14 protein-coding genes are annotated in these 16287 nt (G+C 67.9%); 4 read left to right on the forward strand and 10 right to left on the reverse strand.

Translation table 11 applies throughout. The features are described 5' to 3' along the window. Window positions 1-26: 26 nt before the first annotated feature. The 7 genes from RZO50_RS02470 to RZO50_RS02500 form a co-directional block, all read right to left on the reverse strand. On the reverse strand, window positions 27-866 hold the full coding sequence (locus tag RZO50_RS02470) for a carbohydrate ABC transporter permease (RefSeq protein ID WP_322598116.1): 840 nt from the start codon (window positions 864-866) through the stop codon (window positions 27-29). Continuing rightward, the gene (locus RZO50_RS02475) at window positions 863-1729 is read right to left on the reverse strand and encodes a carbohydrate ABC transporter permease (RefSeq protein WP_322598117.1); all 867 of its coding nucleotides are present in this window, start codon (window positions 1727-1729) and stop codon (window positions 863-865) included. Before RZO50_RS02475 ends, RZO50_RS02470 begins: the two co-directional genes overlap by 4 nt. A gap of 101 nt (window positions 1730-1830) precedes the next feature. Then, the gene (locus RZO50_RS02480) at window positions 1831-3162 is read right to left on the reverse strand and encodes an ABC transporter substrate-binding protein (RefSeq protein ID WP_322598118.1); all 1332 of its coding nucleotides are present in this window, start codon (window positions 3160-3162) and stop codon (window positions 1831-1833) included. Beyond that, window positions 3159-4235, reverse strand: a complete 1077-nt coding sequence (locus RZO50_RS02485) for a LacI family DNA-binding transcriptional regulator (protein WP_322598119.1) — start codon at window positions 4233-4235, stop codon at window positions 3159-3161. Before RZO50_RS02485 ends, RZO50_RS02480 begins: the two co-directional genes overlap by 4 nt. Before the next feature lie 109 nt (window positions 4236-4344). Continuing rightward, the gene (locus tag RZO50_RS02490) at window positions 4345-5700 is read right to left on the reverse strand and encodes a sulfatase-like hydrolase/transferase (RefSeq protein ID WP_322598120.1); all 1356 of its coding nucleotides are present in this window, start codon (window positions 5698-5700) and stop codon (window positions 4345-4347) included. Beyond that, window positions 5697-6863, reverse strand: coding sequence for a serine hydrolase domain-containing protein (locus RZO50_RS02495; RefSeq protein WP_322598121.1), 1167 nt, complete (start codon window positions 6861-6863; stop codon window positions 5697-5699). Before RZO50_RS02495 ends, RZO50_RS02490 begins: the two co-directional genes overlap by 4 nt. Then, on the reverse strand, window positions 6860-8368 hold the full coding sequence (locus RZO50_RS02500; RefSeq protein WP_322598122.1) for a sulfatase family protein: 1509 nt from the start codon (window positions 8366-8368) through the stop codon (window positions 6860-6862). The genes RZO50_RS02495 and RZO50_RS02500 overlap by 4 nt, the downstream gene beginning before the upstream one ends. A 95-nt stretch (window positions 8369-8463) precedes the next feature. On the opposite strand from RZO50_RS02500, the gene RZO50_RS02505 reads away from it, so the two are divergent. After that, the gene (locus tag RZO50_RS02505) at window positions 8464-10044 is read left to right on the forward strand and encodes a GH39 family glycosyl hydrolase (RefSeq protein WP_322598123.1); all 1581 of its coding nucleotides are present in this window, start codon (window positions 8464-8466) and stop codon (window positions 10042-10044) included. A gap of 32 nt (window positions 10045-10076) precedes the next feature. Here RZO50_RS02505 and RZO50_RS02510 read toward each other — a convergent pair whose 3' ends face one another. From RZO50_RS02510 to RZO50_RS02520, 3 genes are read right to left on the reverse strand one after another with little or no spacing between them, the layout of a single operon-like run. Further along, window positions 10077-11027 carry a sugar kinase gene (locus RZO50_RS02510; RefSeq protein ID WP_322598124.1) on the reverse strand — a complete coding sequence of 317 codons (951 nt, stop codon included), beginning with the start codon at window positions 11025-11027 and terminating at the stop codon, window positions 10077-10079. Next, window positions 11024-11686 carry a bifunctional 4-hydroxy-2-oxoglutarate aldolase/2-dehydro-3-deoxy-phosphogluconate aldolase gene (locus RZO50_RS02515; protein ID WP_322598125.1) on the reverse strand — a complete coding sequence of 221 codons (663 nt, stop codon included), beginning with the start codon at window positions 11684-11686 and terminating at the stop codon, window positions 11024-11026. Before RZO50_RS02515 ends, RZO50_RS02510 begins: the two co-directional genes overlap by 4 nt. Beyond that, window positions 11683-12777, reverse strand: coding sequence for a LacI family DNA-binding transcriptional regulator (locus tag RZO50_RS02520; RefSeq protein ID WP_322598126.1), 1095 nt, complete (start codon window positions 12775-12777; stop codon window positions 11683-11685). Before RZO50_RS02520 ends, RZO50_RS02515 begins: the two co-directional genes overlap by 4 nt. A 253-nt stretch (window positions 12778-13030) precedes the next feature. Between RZO50_RS02520 and RZO50_RS02525 the strand changes: the two genes are divergently transcribed. The 3 genes from RZO50_RS02525 to RZO50_RS02535 are packed head-to-tail and all read left to right on the forward strand — an operon-like array spanning window position 13031 to window position 16282. Then, window positions 13031-14332, forward strand: coding sequence for an ABC transporter substrate-binding protein (locus tag RZO50_RS02525; protein WP_322598127.1), 1302 nt, complete (start codon window positions 13031-13033; stop codon window positions 14330-14332). Between the two features lie 60 nt (window positions 14333-14392). Further along, window positions 14393-15346, forward strand: a complete 954-nt coding sequence (locus RZO50_RS02530) for a carbohydrate ABC transporter permease (protein WP_322598128.1) — start codon at window positions 14393-14395, stop codon at window positions 15344-15346. A gap of 3 nt (window positions 15347-15349) precedes the next feature. After that, window positions 15350-16282, forward strand: a complete 933-nt coding sequence (locus tag RZO50_RS02535) for a carbohydrate ABC transporter permease (protein WP_194423111.1) — start codon at window positions 15350-15352, stop codon at window positions 16280-16282. The last annotated feature ends 5 nt before the right edge of the window (window positions 16283-16287 follow it).

The raw sequence follows: 16287 nt of genomic DNA on the forward strand, positions 1-16287 counted from the left end.
GGGCATCGTCATCCGTACGACCGTGCCTACTCCTTGACCCCGCCGGCGGCGAGACCGCGGGTGACGTACCGGAAGGCGAACACGATGATGATCACCGCCGGCACCCCCAGCAGCACGAGCGCGGCGAAGTACTGCGAGGTCTCCAGCGGTGTCGGCGCGAAGGCCCCCCGAATGCCCTGGACCGCCTGGGCGGCGGTGGTCAGTTCCGCAGAGCGCAGCAGCACCGACGGGAAGATGAAGTCCTGCAGAGACCACATGACACTCAGCGCAGCGAGGTTCGCCAGCGGTCCGCGACACAGCGGAAGCGCGACATGCCAGAAGATGCCCCGATGTGTCGCGCGATCGATGACGGCGGCCTCCACGAGCTGCCGCGGAATGTCATCCATCCGGTTGCGCAGCAGCAGCACGGCGAACGGAAGGGTCAGCACCGCCTCGGGCAACGCGACTCCGATGTGGGTGTTGAAGAGGCTGAGGGTGCCGCTGATGAAGTACACCGGAACGAGGATGGCCGTGGCCGGAACGGCGAGGAACAGCAGGACCCCGTAGTAGAGCCATTCCCTGCCGCGGAACTCGATGAAGGAGAAGGCATACGCGGCGAGCGCTCCGATACTGCACACGAGGGCTGCATGCATCACCGCGATGATCGCGCTGTTCACGAAGGTCAGCGGGATGGAGATCCCATTGAGCTCGCGCGTGAGGACCGTCCAGTAGTTGGCGATGCCACCGACCGCGACCGACATCTGCACCGCGTTGATCAGGGGCCAGGCGAACGCGAGGCCGAAAACGGTCAGGAACCCGTAGATGAGCACGCGGTCCACACGGCGCATGTGGAGCGGGAGCTTCTCCTCGTCGATGTGAGCGCTCATGCTGCGAGCCCCTTCCGCCGGACGAGGATCTGGATCACCGAGATCGCCAGGGCGATGATCAGAACGATGATCGAAGCCGCCGCGGCGTAGCCGACGCGGTCGATCCCGAGCGTGGCGTTGTAGATGTACGTTCCGGTGATGTCGGTACGGCCGCCGGGCTGACCGGCCGTCGAGAAGTAGATGATGTCGAAGGCTCGGAAACTGCCGAGGATCACCGACAGGATCACGGTGATATGCGTCGACCGCAGCAGCGGATACAGCATGATCCGGTAGATCTGCCACACGTTGGCGCCGTCGAGCGTCGCCGATTCGACGATCGAGGTGTTCACCTGGGCGACATCGGTCGTGTAGTACATGATCGGCAGACCGATCGTGTACGTCAGCAGGACGGCGACACCCACGTACGCCGCGGTGGGGTCGCCGAGCCAGTCCTGCGCGAGGAACCCGAGCCCGATCCCGCGCAAGAACTCGTTGATCGCCCCGTCCCGGGTCTCGAGCATCCGCCCGAAGACCGTGGCGAACAGCGACATGGGGATCAACGACGGCAGCAGGAAGACGGTGTAGTACCACCGACGCATCCGGATGCCGGAGGCCATCATCATCGCGAGGACGAAGCCGAGTGTCAGCGCGACCGCGACGCTGAAGATGCCGAAGGCGACGGTGTTGAACAGGGACCGTTGGAAGGACGGGTCCGAGAGGACGAGTTCGAAGTTCTGCGTGCCGACGTCGACCGCGTTGCGGAACGTCAGGCCGACCGTCTGCGTGCTGACGACGCCGAGCACGCCGAAGCTGTACACGAAGTACACCGCGTAGAAGACCAGCAAGGGCGCCAGGAAGGCCACGGCATACCAGGGCCCCCTCATCGGCGAGAGCGAGCGCCCCGGCCGGGGGGCCCGACGCGATCCGCGTCGAGCCCCCGTCGCGGGCGCGACGAGCGCCCTCGTGTCGAGATCGGTGCTGCCGGTCACTGGTCCGTACCGTGCGGGTATCGACCGGAGGTCCACTCCTCCTGCATCCGTGCCGCGGCTTCCTCGGCGGACACGGTGCCGCGCAGCACGTCGAGGATCGCGTTGCCTTCGACCTGGTTGAGGAAGTCCTGCTGGCTGTCGCGCTTGGATGTCGGCGCACCGATCACCTCGGCGGCGGCGGCGAAGCCGTCCTGGGCCGCCTCGGTCGTCAGGACCGAGTCCGGAAGCTCATAGCCGTCGAGACTGGGGACCAGCACGAGGTCGTCGGCCCAGATGTCGGCGCCGTCGTAGCTGACCATGAACTCGATGAAGGTGGCTGCGGCATCGACGTTCGACGAGGTCGCCGGGATCCCCAGCCCGCCCTCGGCGAGCGCCCGCACCGAGGGAGCCCCGCCGTCGACCAGCGGCAGCGGCGCCGCACCCACGCCGGCGACGTCGATGCCGTTCTCCGACCGGTACGACTCCGACAGCAGCGAGTTCTGCCACGAACCGTCGATGTAGAACGCCGCCTCGCCGGCTGCGAAGATCTCGCTCGGACGCGTGCCCAACAGGCTGAGGACGTCCGTGTCGACGATGCCGTCGTCGAAGAGGGACTTGTAGGCGTTCAACCCGTCGATCACCGCCGGCTGATCCCACGAACCGTCCCCGCCGATGATCTCATCGGACAGCCCCGGCGCCGTCTGCTCGGCGATGCCGAAGAACATCTCCTCCTGCCACCAGGGCTCGCCGCTGAAGACGACGGGGGTGACGTCGGGGTCGGCCGCGGAGATCGCGTCGACCGCATCCTTCCACTCCGCGGCGGTGGTGGGCACGGCGACGCCCGCGGCGTCCAGGATCTCCGCGTTGTAGTACATGATCGGGCTGCCGATGGAGCCCATCGGCACCGAGTACAGCACTCCGTCGTCAGAGATGTCCGCGGTCTGCTCCACCATGGTGGGGTTCAGCTCATCCACCCAGCCACCGGCCCACTCGTCCACGGGCAGCAGGAAGTCGTTGACCGAGTTGGTCATCGCCGAGACCTGAACGCCGACGACGTCGATGTCTTCGCCTCCGCTGAGCGCGAGTGGCAGCTGCTGCTGGTAGTCGGCCGCCTCGAAGACGCGCAGCTCGACGCTGATGTTCGGGTGCTCGGCTTCGAAGGCCTCGATGGCGGCGTTCAGCGTGGCTTCCGGCGGGAACCAGGTCCAGTACGTCAGATCCGCGGCTTCACCGGTGTTCTGTTCGACCTCGTCTTGTTCGCCGACCCCACCGGATGAGCCGCATCCGGCGAGGACGACCGCGACGGCTGCGACGCTGCCGGCGGCGAAGAGGTTCTTTCGGATGGTCATTGCTGTGATCCCTTCACTTCGTTGTGATGCCCGCGCCGGGTGGCTGCGGACGATGGCGCCCTCGACGACGCCGGTTCCCGCGACGGAGGCGCGGTCGAGCGATGCACCTCGAAGGTCGTGGGGAAGATGCGGTCACGCCCCGGACCGGCGACCTGACCCGAAGCCCTCTCGATGACCATGTCGGTTCCTGCGCTGGCCATCTCGGCCACGGGCTGGACGATCCCGGTGAAGAACGGATCGTGCACGAGGTCGGTCCGCGCGTTGTCGAAGGTCGTGATCGACAGGTCCTCGGGCACCCGCAGACCCAGCGCCGACGCGGCCTCCGCGGCGCCGAGGGCGATGAAGTTGCTCGCCGTGACCAGCGCCGTCGGCCGCTCCGGAGCGCGCAGCGCAGACATGGCCATTTCGTATCCCGACTCGGGAGTGAACCGACCGTAGGTGATCCGGACCCCGAGCCCGGCCTCGGTCATGGCGCGGGTGTAGCCTCGCGCGCGCTCCACCGCCGTGACGATGTTCTCGCTCCCGCTGAGCATCGCGATCGATCGGTGACCGAGGTCGATGAGGAACTCGGTCAGGCTGCGCGCGGCCGCGTCGGTGTCGCACCGCACGACATCCACGTCCAGGCCAGCCATGTCGTAGCCGAGGACGGCGATCGGCCGGCGCTGGCGTTGCACGAACTCCACCGAATCGGGGGTGTTGTAGACGGGCGACAGCAGCACTCCGTCGACGCGCCGCTCAATGAGCGAACGAAGCTGGTGCAGCTCTTCGTCGGCGCTGTGTTCGGTGTGCGCGAAGATGACGGTGTATCCGGCAGCACGTGCCGCCTTCGTCACCCCCTGGATCTGCTGGACCGCGAACGGGTTCGTGATGTCGCTGACCACGAGCCCGAGCACCATCGTGCGGCGTTTGCGAAGGCCTTGTCCGACCATGTTGGGCACGTAGTGCAGATCGGCGATCGCCTCTTCGACGCGCTTACGGGTGTCGACCGAGACGGCGTCAGGATTGTTGAGGACCCGCGAGACCGTCATCGGCGCGACCGCCGCACGGGCCGCGACGTCTCGGATGTTGACCATGGCTCCTCCTCGAGCGGTGATACGCGTACCACTCTATACATGGGATGAGTAGGGGGTCAACGGGGTAATTCACCGCACGATCATCACGCTCGGCTGCCTATTGATGGGATCAGTCGGTCGCCTTTGCGGCGCGTCCGGGATCGACTCGATCGAGCCAGGGGTCACCGAACCGGCGACGTGCCCTGTCCAGTCGCGTCCGCAGATCGTCCACCGCCTCTGCCCGGGCGGGGTCGTCGATGAGGTTGCGCGTCTCCCACGGATCGGCGACGACATCGAACAACTGGTCATTCGAGGTGTCCGCGTAGGTGATGAGTTTCACCCGGCCGACCCGAATCGACCGCTGATCGGGACCGTACGCCGTGAAGATCTCGCCGTCCTGCTCCTCCCCGCCCACGGCGGGTGCCAGCGAGTCGAACCGCAGATGGGCCGGGGGCCGCAACCCGATGACGTCGCAGATCGTCGCATAGATCCCGCCCGCGTAGACCGGACGCTCCCGGCGCTCCCCCGCGGGCACGCCGGGGCCGACGATGACGAGCGGAACGCGCGTGCTGTGGTCGTAGAGGCTCTGCTTGCCCATCAGCCCGTGCTCGCCCAACGCGAGGCCGTGGTCACCGGAGAAGACGATGACCGTCGGACGCCCGAGCCTCGCTTCGCGTTGGTCGACGGCATCCAGGACCCGTCCGATCTCCCGATCCACATGCGTGAGCATGGCGAAGTACTCCCGACGGTGCAGGCGCACCGCGTCTGGCGTTCGCGGATGGGGCGCGAGCATCTCATCGCGGATCTCGAGCGCACCGTTGTCGAACGGGTGCTCGGGCAGAGCATTCGGCGGGACACTGATCTCCGCGGCGGGATAGAGGTCGAGGAACTCCTGCGGGGCCTGCTTCGGGTCGTGTGGCGCGTGATAGGCGAGGTGGAGGAAGTACGGCCGATCGACCGACGCGCGCCGGAGGAAGTCCACCGCCGCATCGGTCCATCTCTCCGAGGAGTGCTGCACCGATCCATCCGCCAGAGTGAGCCAATGCCCGCCGCGAGACGTGTCCGCGGGGTCCCACGTGTCCCCCTCCCGAGGTCGCCGGTAGGCGTCGTCTTCCGCGTTGACCGAACCGAACATGCCGGCACCCCACGGTCCGACCTCTCCGTAGTCCTCATCGAGCGCCTCGGGCGGGTTGTGCCACTTGCCCGTGAAGAACGTCTCGTAGCCGGCACCGCCGAGGGCCTGCCCCAGCCGGGTGACCTCGGCGAAGCGCGGCTCGGACTCGTAGAGCGTGAGCCCGGTGAGCAGCATGCGCCGCGCCGGCACGCACACCGCCGGCTCGGTCGACCCCTGGTTGAACGCGTGGGTGAAAGTCACCCCGCGCTCGCGGAGTCGATCGAGGTTCGGCGTGCGCACCGCGTCGGACCGCAACGACCAGTGGGTCATGTCGTCCATGAAGATCAGAACGACATCCGGCTTGGCGCTCATCGGCACTCCTCATGGCTTCCCGTTACACGACGCAGCGCGGGGACGATCACGTCCGCGGGTGGGGCCGGGTCCATGCGGTTGCGGATGTAAACGTAGGCGATTCCGGTGTCCGGATCGGCAAGGGTCATCTGACCGCCCGCCCCGCCGTGGCCGAACGACGCGGGCGAGAGCCCCGGAAAGCTGTCGCTCACGAGATTGACCCCGGCGCCCCATCTCGGGTACGGCGGCTCGGCCGAGAAGGCGAACGGGCCCTCGGAGCGCGGTCGCACGAGTTGCGCCGTCGTCACGGGATCGAACAGACGCACCCCGCGCGTCGGTGCGATCACCGACGACCAGATGCGCGCGAGGCCCGATGCCGTGCCGATACCGCCGGCCGACGGCAGTCCCACGGCGAGGATGTCCGGATCGTTGAAACCGGTTTCGCCCGCAACCAGCGCGCGGGGCATGATGCCTCCCAACGTGGCCGCGCGCGTGATCCACGGATCCTCCTCGCGTCCGCTCGCGGTGCGGTCCCATGCGTCGCTGGTGGTGATGTGAGCGACCTCGTCGAGCAGGCGCGCATCCGGCACGAACGTGACGTCGGCGGCGAGCGGCGCCGCGACGCGTTCGGCGAACACCTGCGCGAAGGACCGACCCGACGCGCGACGCACGATCGCGTCCACGATCGGCCCCATCGACAGGGTGTGGTACGCGTGCGCCTCGCCGGGTGACCACAGCGGCTCCTGCGCCGCGATCCGCCGGGCCCACTCCGTCAGATCCAGGAGAGTGCGCCGGTCGACATCGTCACGCGGTGCGGAGACCCCGGCGCGGTGGGCGAGCGCATCCCCGACGGTGACCGCGTCCTTCCCGTGCGCCGCGAAGTCCGGCCAGAGCTCTGCCACCGGTTGGTCGAGAGCCACCAGCCCGTCTTCGACGAGCACGCCGACCACCAGAGCCGCCAGCCCCTTGCTCACCGAGAAGACGACGGCAGGAGTGTCCTCGCGCCAAAGCCGACCGCTTCGGGCATCCGCCGTCCCGAGCCGGATGTCGACGACTTCTCGACCGTCGCTCCACACCGACAGGGCCGCACCGGACTGGTGAACGTCCGGCACGGTCGCGCGGAAGGCGTCGACGACGACACCCCACCCGTCTTCGGCGAGCCCGCCCACCGCCGGACGACTCACGACACCGCCCGGGGCGCGACGTCCACGGGGAACCCGGAGTCGGCGCCCCGGACGATGTCTGCGAGCACGGCGTGCGCCTGCGCGGCGAGATCCGGGCGCGCATGCCACAGATCCGTGGTCTCGGCCGGGTCGTTCTCGAGATCGTAGATCCGCCCGACGGGCGCCTCCGAACTGTAGAACGTGCCGTCGTCGTCGGCGCCGATCGCGGAGAAGCCGCCCCCGGATCCCGTGGCGAAGACCACCTTGAAACCATCGATGCGCACCGCGAACGCCCCGCGCATCGAGTGGTGCACGACCGGCAGGCCGCGCGGGGTGGGCCCGGGCTCGGCGAGACGGGAGAGGATGTCGACGGCATCCTCGGCCGCCCCCGGTGCGACCTGCACACCCGCGGCCGCCAGCAGTGTGGGGTAGAGATCCGACAGGCAGACGAGGTCGTCGCGCACCTGGCCACCGGGGATGGCTGCCGGCCAGCGCACCAGGAGGGGCTCGCGATGACCACCGTCCCAGATGTCCCCCTTCTGCCCGCGGAACGGACCGTTCGGGCGGTGCACGTCGGTGTCGCCGTCTTCGGGGTACACCATGGGTGCACCGTTGTCGCTCGTGATCACCACGACGGTGTCGTCGGCAAGGCCCAGCTCATTCAACGCGTCGTCGATCTGTCCGACCATCCAGTCCACGAGACAGACGGCATCGCCGCGCAGGCCCGCTTCCGACATCCCGTGGAACTGCTCGGGCGGCACGCACGGGCGGTGCGGAGCCGCCGTGGACAGGAAGAGGAAGAACGGCTCCTCCCCCTCGGCGCGCTCGCGCATCCACCCGACGGCCTCCTCTGTGAAGCGGATGTCGGCTTGATCGTCGCGCCAGCCCTCCGTCATCAGCCCGGGGTTGATCCCTCGTTGATAAACCGGGCGCTCGAGCGTCGGCTCGCCGACGATCCGATCCTGCGACACGAACGCCGAGGGCGGCATGTTGAGCGAACCGGCGATTCCGAAGAATCGATCGAAGCCGAGTTCGCACGGGCCGCCGGTGAACGGCTCGGAGTAGTCGATCTCATCTGCGGGGTACTGTGTCGGCCTGTCGAGAAGGTCGGCTTCCGCCTCCGGGCCGAACGCGGTCAGTCGCGTACCGTCCTTGCGCTTCCAATCGAGTCCGATGTGCCATTTTCCGAAGAGACCCGTCGCATAGCCCTCGGCCTTCAGCTGCGATGCGATCGTGTGTCGGTCGGGCTCGATGATCGCGGGGGCGTGGCTGTGGAGCACGTGCTGCTTGAGCGGGCTCCGCCACGCGTATCGGCCCGTGACGATCGAGTATCGACTCGGCGTGCACACCGCGGAGGAGGAATGCGCGTCGTCGAAGCGCACACCGTCGCGGGCGACGGCGTCCATGCGCGGTGTGGGGATGGCGGTGGCGCCGTAGCACCCGAGGTCCCCCCAGCCCATGTCGTCGGCGAGGATGAGAACGATGTTGGGACGGGTGCGTCCTCGCACCTCCGTGTGGGAGTCCATAGAGGCCATGATAGACATGGGATGTATATCACCGCGAAGCCGCAGGACGACGTGAGCACCCCGGTGAGGCCGCACTGAAGATAGGACTTCTGATCATGGCTGATCTGACCGTCGACGCCCATGCGCCCGGCGAGCGCTTCTCGCACCATTGGAGCCTCGTTGTCGGGGCGGGGCGTGCGAACGAGGGCCTCCGGGCCGATTGGCAGCGTCAACTCCGCGAGGTCGCCGAGGTGCAGGGCTTCCGCTACGTCCGCTTCCACGGCCTGTTCCACGACGACATGTTCGTCTACCGCGAAGACGCGCAGGGCCGCCTCGACCCGTCCTTCCAGTACATCGACACCCTGTTCGACGCGATGCTCGACGCCGGCGTGCGCCCCTTCGTGGAGTTCGGGTTCATGCCGTCCCAGCTGGCGACGGCCACCAGGACGGCGTTCTGGTGGGGGGCGAACTGCAGTCCGCCCACCGACTTCGACGCCTGGGAACGACTCATCCGTCTCACCGTCGAGCACTGGCGGGACCGGTACGGGATCGACGAGATCCGGCAGTGGTACTTCGAGGTGTGGAACGAGCCGAACCTGCGCCCCTTCTTCCACGGCACCAAGAGCGAGTACATCGAGCTGTACCGCCGGACGGCACGGGCCGTGAAATCCGTCGACGGCGCACTGCCCGTGGGCGGACCCGCAACGAGCAACTTCGTCCCCGATACCCGCTTCGACGGCGAGACCGAGGACACCTCCGCCCAGATCGACACCCGCGAGGCACCCGACCTGGACGCCCTCGACTGGAAGCCGGTGTGGCTGGAGGAGTTCCTCGGGATCGCCGCCTCAGAAGGACTCCCCCTGGACTTCGTGTCGACCCACCCCTACCCCACCGACTGGGCGCTGGACGAACACGGCCAGGGTGCGCGCTTGACGCGCGGGGTCGACGCGACCCCGGCAGACCTGCGGCTGCTGCGATCCCTCGTCGACGCCAGCGCCTTCCCGGATGCGGAGATCCACCTCACCGAGTGGTCGTCCTCGTCGAGTTCCCGGGACCGGACGCACGACTACCCCCAGGCCGCCACCTACGTCGTCAAGGCGAACCTCGACTCGATCGGCCTGGTGGACTCGCTGTCGTACTGGACCTTCACCGACATCTTCGAGGAGGAGGGTGGTGGCCAGCTCCCGTTCCACGGCGGGTTCGGGATGCTCTCGTACCACGGCATCCCGAAACCGACTTATCACGGCTACCGCTTCTTGGCGGCTCTGGGCGACGACCTGCTGACGCGTTCATCGGTCGGGGCCATCACGCGCGACAGCACCGACGGAGCGATCTCGGCGGTGGTCTACAACTATCCCGACGAGGTGACCCAGACCGTTCCGGCGTCGTTCGACACGCGCGAGAACGCCGAACGGACGCTGGCGACGGGATCGGCGCGGACGACGACGCTGCGCGTCACGGGTGTGCGCCCCGGTACGCGGTTCCGCGTGGAGCTGCTCTCGCCCCGCTCGGGGAACGCGATCGCGCGCTGGGATGACCTGGGCTCGCCCCTGAACCCCACTCGCGACCAGATCGCGGCGATCCGCGAATCGGCGAATGATCTGCGGAGGTGGGAACTCGTGGCCGGACCCGACGGGTTGGATGCGGTCATCGACCTGCCCGCGTGGGGCGTCGCGCTGGTCACGCAACTCCGCTGACCCGACCGCGCCGGGCAGTCCTCGACGGGCGGTCAGCGCACGACGGGATCCGCTGCGCCCAGGAGACCGAGCTCATGACGGCGCGGTGCGCCTTCCCAGTCCCCCTCGGCGAGACACGCGAAGGCCCCGGTGCGTACGGCCAGCCCCAGGCGGTCCTTCAGCGACTCCCCCGCCAGCTGCGCCGCGAGAAAGCCCGCCACGAACGCATCGCCGGCACCGACGGTGTCGACCGGGCGGATGGCCACCGCCGGAACCTGCTCGGTCGTCGTCCCCTCGACGGCGAGCGCCCCGCGCGCACCGAGCTTGAGGACGGCCGTGGCAGGACCGGCGTCCGCCAGTGCCCGCGCGAGGTCGAGGTCGGAACGATCCCCCTCGACGATCAGACGCGCCTCGTCGTCGCCGGCGAACACGATGTCGACGAACGGGAGGATCTCGGCGTAGAAGCTGCGGGCGTCGTCGGCAGACCACAGCCTCGCGCGATGATTGAGGTCGAAGGAGACCGGCGTCCCCACCTCACGCGCCATGGCCGCCGCGGCGCGCACGGCGTCCCGCGCCGAGTCCGAGAGCGCTGCGGTGATCCCGGTGAGGTGGAGCATCGACGCATCGCGCAGCAGAACCGGATCGATGTCGGCCGGAGAGAGCAGCGACGCGGCGCTCCCGGCCCGGTGATAGATCACTTCGACGGTGTCGGGGGTGCGTTTCACCTTCATCATCAGCGCGGTCGGCGCCGAGGTGTCACGAGCGGCGACGGTGGAGACCCCTTCCGCATGGAGCTCGCGGAGGATGAGGTCACCCGCGCTGTCCGCCCCGAGCCGACTCACCCACGTGGTGGCGACGCCGAGACGGCTCAGCCCGATCGCGACGTTCGATTCGGCGCCCCCGAACCCGAGATGCAGCGCGGTCGCATGCGCGAGCGGACCGACCCGGTCGGTCGACAGCCGCAGCAGGCTCTCCCCGACGGTGACGACGCCAGGTGCGCTCATCGCGAGCGCCACTGCTCGACGAGATCGACAGCCCGGCGCGTGCGCGCGGTGAGGTCGGCGGCGGATCCGCCGCCGAGCGCATCCTTCAGCAGCGGACCGCCGATGCTCACGGCGATCGCTCCGGCATCGAGCCACGGCACGATGTCGTCGATGCCGACGCCGCCCGAGGGCATGATCCGCAGGTCGGGGAACGGCCCGCGCAGGTGGGCGGCATAGGAGGGTCCCACCGTCGACGCGGGGAAGATCTTCACCGCCGTCGCGCCGGCCCGCCACGCGGTGTGCACCTCCGTCGGACTGAGGGCACCGGCATATATCGGCACTCCGGCATCGACGCACCGGGTGATGATCTGCTCGTCGACGACCGGTGTGACGAGGTAGTCGGCGCCGGCGGCGAGGGCCGCGTCGGCCGCCGCTTCGGAGACGACTGTTCCGACGCCGATCTCCGCGCGCCCGCCGACGATGTCTCGGAGCTCGGGCACAGCCTCCAGGGCGCCGGGGGTGCTGAGGGTGATCTCGATGCTGCAGACGCCGCCGTCCACGAGCGCCGCGACGACCGGGGCGTACGCATCGGCATGCCTCGCGCGCAGCACCGCGACCAGCGGCATTCGCTCGAGATGGGCGGAGGGGGACAGGCGAGACAGCGGCGAGACGGTGGTCATCGGGGACTTCCGGAGGTTGCGTCGACGCGCGCGGTGGCGGCCGACCGGGGCGGATAGGTGGACTCGCGCAGGACGATCTCGGGACGCAGCAGCACGGAGCGTCCCGCCCCATCCGCGCCGACGCCGGCTTGGACGGCTTCGCCCACCGCCAGACGCGCCATCTCACGGATGGGCTGACGCACGCTCGTCAGGGGCGGGTCGTACAGCTCGGCGAGGATGATCCCATCGAAACCGATGACCGAGACGTCCTCGCCGACGACGAGCCCCATGTCGCGCGCCCCGCGGCAGAATCCCAGGGCGGTCATGTCGTTGACCGCGACGATCGCCGTCGGCCGGTCGGCATCGGGGGCGAGGAGGGCATGGGCGGCGGCACGGCCGACCTGTGCCGCCTCGACATCGCCGAACTGCTCGGCCCCGAAACCCGTCCAACTCGGCATATCGGCCACCGCCAGCCCCGCCGCCTCGATCGCGTCGCAGTACCCGCGGTAGCGCGCGGCTCGGTTGACCGAGCGGATCGATCCGGAGACGAAGGCGATCTTCTCGTGCCCGAGACCCAGGAGGTGACTGGTGGCGATCTGGCCGCCGACGTTGTTGTCGATGCTGATGCTGATCACCGAGGCCGGGTCGTTCGGCTGCGCGGGGCGGTCGAAGGTGACGAGCCGGAGACCGTCGCCGATGACATCCGAGACATGGTCGAGGGATGGCAGCGAGGTGCACAGGATGATGCTGCGGATGCCGTCCTCCCACAGCTCTTCGACGTAGCGGCGCTCGCGATCCGGATCGCGCTCGGAGTTGCACAGCAGCACGTTGCACCCGAGCGCCAGGGCAGCGACCTCGACCTCACGGGCGAAGGCGCCCCAGAACGGGTTGCCGACGGAGGGGACGACGAGACCGAGCGTCTGGGTACGACCGCTGCGCAGCTGTCGCGCCGCACGGTTCGGCCGGTACCCGAGGTCGGCGATCGCACGCTCGATCCGTTCGCGGGTGGCGGGGACCATCTTGCCGGTGCGCCCGTTGAGAAGGTTCGAGACGGAGCTCGCCGAGACGCCCGCGGCAGCGGCGACCTCCTGGATCGTGACCCTGTCACCCACGGCGACTCCTTCGGCTCGGTGTCCGATCAGTGTATCGATTTAGCGAAGGCGCGCAACGTCTGATTGCACGAGTTCTCCTGCTCCCCCAAGAACCGCGAGAAAAATCTTTCGTGGGGGGTCTTGCGCATCTGGTGTTGCTAGTGCATCGTTGCACCAGATCACTCACCGAATGATGATCGACGGTGGGATGACGACAGGGAAGTCGCCGTCCGGGCATCGCAGCCATCCCCCGTCACCACGAGAGGACACGCACATGGAAGTGACGTCAGCAACCCGCCGATACATCGGCATCACGGCGGTGGCCGGTCTCGCCTTCGGCCTGGCCGCCTGCACCGGCTCGTCGGAAGACGCCGGGGGCGAGGTCGACCCCGACACCGTCTCGGGCGAGATCACCCTGCTCACCCCGATCTTCGAGGGGAGCCCCGGGCAGGCGCTCCTCGAAGACGAACTCCTCCCGCAGTTCTACGAGGAGTACCCCAATGTCACGGTCGAAGTCGACTACACCACGTACGGCAACCTCAACGAGAAGCTCACCACCTCCGTGGCATCCGGGCTGGTCCCCGATGTGATGCTGATGGGGGTCGGCTGGATCGAGGGGTTCGCCGACAAGGGTGTGCTCGCCGAGCTCGGCGAGCTCGGCCTCACCGAGGATCTGCTGAAGGAGACATACGACGACGAGATCGTCGAGGCGGGCATGTGGAACGACGGCGTCTACGCCGTGCCGATCATGCTCGACACGCGTTTCGGGGTCGCCCGTATGGACATCCTCGAAGAAGCGGGATACGACGCCCCGCCGTCGTCCTGGGACGAGCTGATCGAGATCGCCGAGGCGACGACGGTGCGTGCCGACAACGGCTCGCTGGAGCGGGCCGGCTTCGACATGCTCTCCCTCGATGCACGGCAGGCCTTCGAAGTGATGCTGTTCTCCGCCGGGGGCGATCTCTTCGACGAGGACGTCACCGAGGCGACCTTCAACGACGAAGCCGGCGTTGCCGCGCTGGGCCTGATGACGGACCTCATCAACGAGTACGAGGTCGAGGACATCGGGTTCACCTCCACCGACGACATCGTCAATCCCCTGATCAACGGGCGCGCGGCGATGGGCATCGCACACAACAACCTCTGGACGCAGGCGCTCGAAGCCGACCCCGAGGCACTCGAGCACATGGAGCCGTTCCTGATCGAGGGGACCGAGCCCGGCATGTTCTTCGGCGGCACGCTCGCGACCGTTTCCAACAGTTCGCAGTCCCCCGAGGCGGCACGCGCGCTGCTGGAGTTCCTCTCCAGCCCCGAGGCGGCTCTCGCCGCCAACGAGCAGCGTGGAAACGTCCCGGCACTGACCGAGCTGCTGGAATCCGACTACGTGCAGTCCAACCGCTTCGTGCAGTTCGCGCTGGAGAACCTCGAGTACGCCAAACGCGAGGGCGGACCCTCCGAGTGGCTCGAGGTGCGAGGCGACTTCGCCCCCGCCGTGGAGGCCGCGCTTCTCGAGCAGAAGACGCCGCAGGAGGCCCTCGACGACCTCGCCGCGCTCGTCGACAACGCCATCGAATAATCCGCCACGGGTGCCCGGTCGACGCCGGCCGGGCACCCCCCGACCCCCGAGGGCTTGATGATGAGCACCATCGAACGAACCGTCGCACCGGCGGCGGACACCCCACCGCCGGCGCCCACGAAGAAGGCGACCCGCCGAGCCGGACTCAGCCGCGCCGAACGCAGCAAGCGCCGCGCCGGCTGGCTCATGGTCGCACCGTCGGCCCTCCACATCGGCATCTGGACGCTGATCCCGGTCATCGCGACGTTCTACCTGTCGTTCACCGACTACAACATCTTCGCGGCGCCGAACTGGATCTGGTTCGACAACTACGTCGAGATGTTCCAGGACCCGGTGTTCATCCAGTCGATCTGGAACACCGTCTGGTACACCTTCTGGACCGTCCCGGTCTCGATGGCGGTCGCCGTCGTCGTCGCCGTCGCCCTGAACCAGGGCCTGCGGGCACAGAAGTTCTACCGCACCGCCTTCTTCCTCCCGCAGGTCACCGCGACGGTCGCCATCGCCATGGTGTGGCTGTGGATCTTCAATCCGCAGTACGGACTGCTCAACGCCGCGCTCGAGATGGTCGGCATCCCCGGCAAGGCGTGGCTGGTCGACCCCGACTGGGCGTTGTGGTCGGTCATCATCGTCGGCGCCTGGCAGGGCATCGGCATCAAGATGCTCATCTACATCGCAGCGCTGCAGAACATCGACGAGTCGCTCTACGAGGCCGCGTCCCTGGACGGCGCCTCGTCGGTCCGGAAGTTCTTCAGCATCACCCTCCCGATGCTCAAACCCGCGACCTTCTTCGTGTTCATCATCTCGATCATCGGAGCATTCCAGGTGTTCGACCAGATCTACGTCCTCACCGACGGCGGTCCGGCCAACGCCACGACGATGATGACCTACGAGGTCTATCGCTCCGCGTTCCAGGAGTTCCGGATGGGAATGGCCGCCGCGCAGTCGGTGGTGCTGTTCGCCTTCCTGCTGGTGATGACCCTCATCAGTCGGCGGGTCACGAAGGAAGAGGACTGACCGATGACCATCACGACCACCCGAGCTCTCGTCATCGGCTCGAAGGCGGGCAAGTTCCGCCCGGGCAGCCACAAGCGTCGCCGCACCCGCAACACGATCCTGCTGAACGTCTTCCTCGGCCTCGGCGCGATCACCATGCTCGTGCCCTTCGTGTGGATGGTCCTCACGAGCCTGAAGTCGCCGGCGGAGCTGGCGCAGTTCCCGCCGAGCATCCTCCCCGAGCAGTGGCTGTGGAGCAACTACGCCGACACGCTCGACGCAGCCCCGTTCGGCCTGTACTTCCGAAACAGCCTCATCATCGCCACGGCGCACACCCTGATCACGATCGTGCTGGGCTCGATGGCCGGGTACGCGCTCGCCCGCATCTACTTCCGCGGGCGCGAGATCGTGTTCCTCTCCTTCGTGGCGATGCTGATGATCCCCACGTACACCAAGATCGTCCCCCAGTTCCTCCTGGTGAAGTTCATGCCGCTGTTCGGTGGCAACGACATCTTCGGTCAGGGCGGCATCGGCTGGCTCAACAGCTGGTGGGCGCTCATCATCCCCGGTGGACTGAGCGCGGCGGCGATCTTCCTCTTCCGGCAGTTCTATCTGTCGCTGCCCAGCGAGCTCGAAGAGGCGGCGCGTCTGGACGGTCTCGGGGAGTTCCGCATCTACGCCCAGATCTACACACCGCTGATCAAGCCCGCGATCGCGACGGTCGGCCTCCTGACCTTCCAGGAGAGCTGGAACAACTTCCTGTGGCCGCTGCTCGTCACGCGCAGCAACGATCTTCGTGTGATCCAGGTCGGCCTGGCCGTCTTCCAGCAGCTGGACAACACGCAGTGGCAGTACCTGATGGCGGGGACCACGATGGCCACCGTCCCGATGGTCCTGCTGTTCATCTTCGCCCAGAAGTACTTCATCCAGGGCTTCACCAACGCGGGCATCAAGTAAGCCCC

Source organism: Microbacterium xanthum (genome assembly GCF_034531355.1).
Taxonomy (GTDB): Bacteria; Actinomycetota; Actinomycetes; order Actinomycetales; family Microbacteriaceae; genus Microbacterium; species Microbacterium xanthum.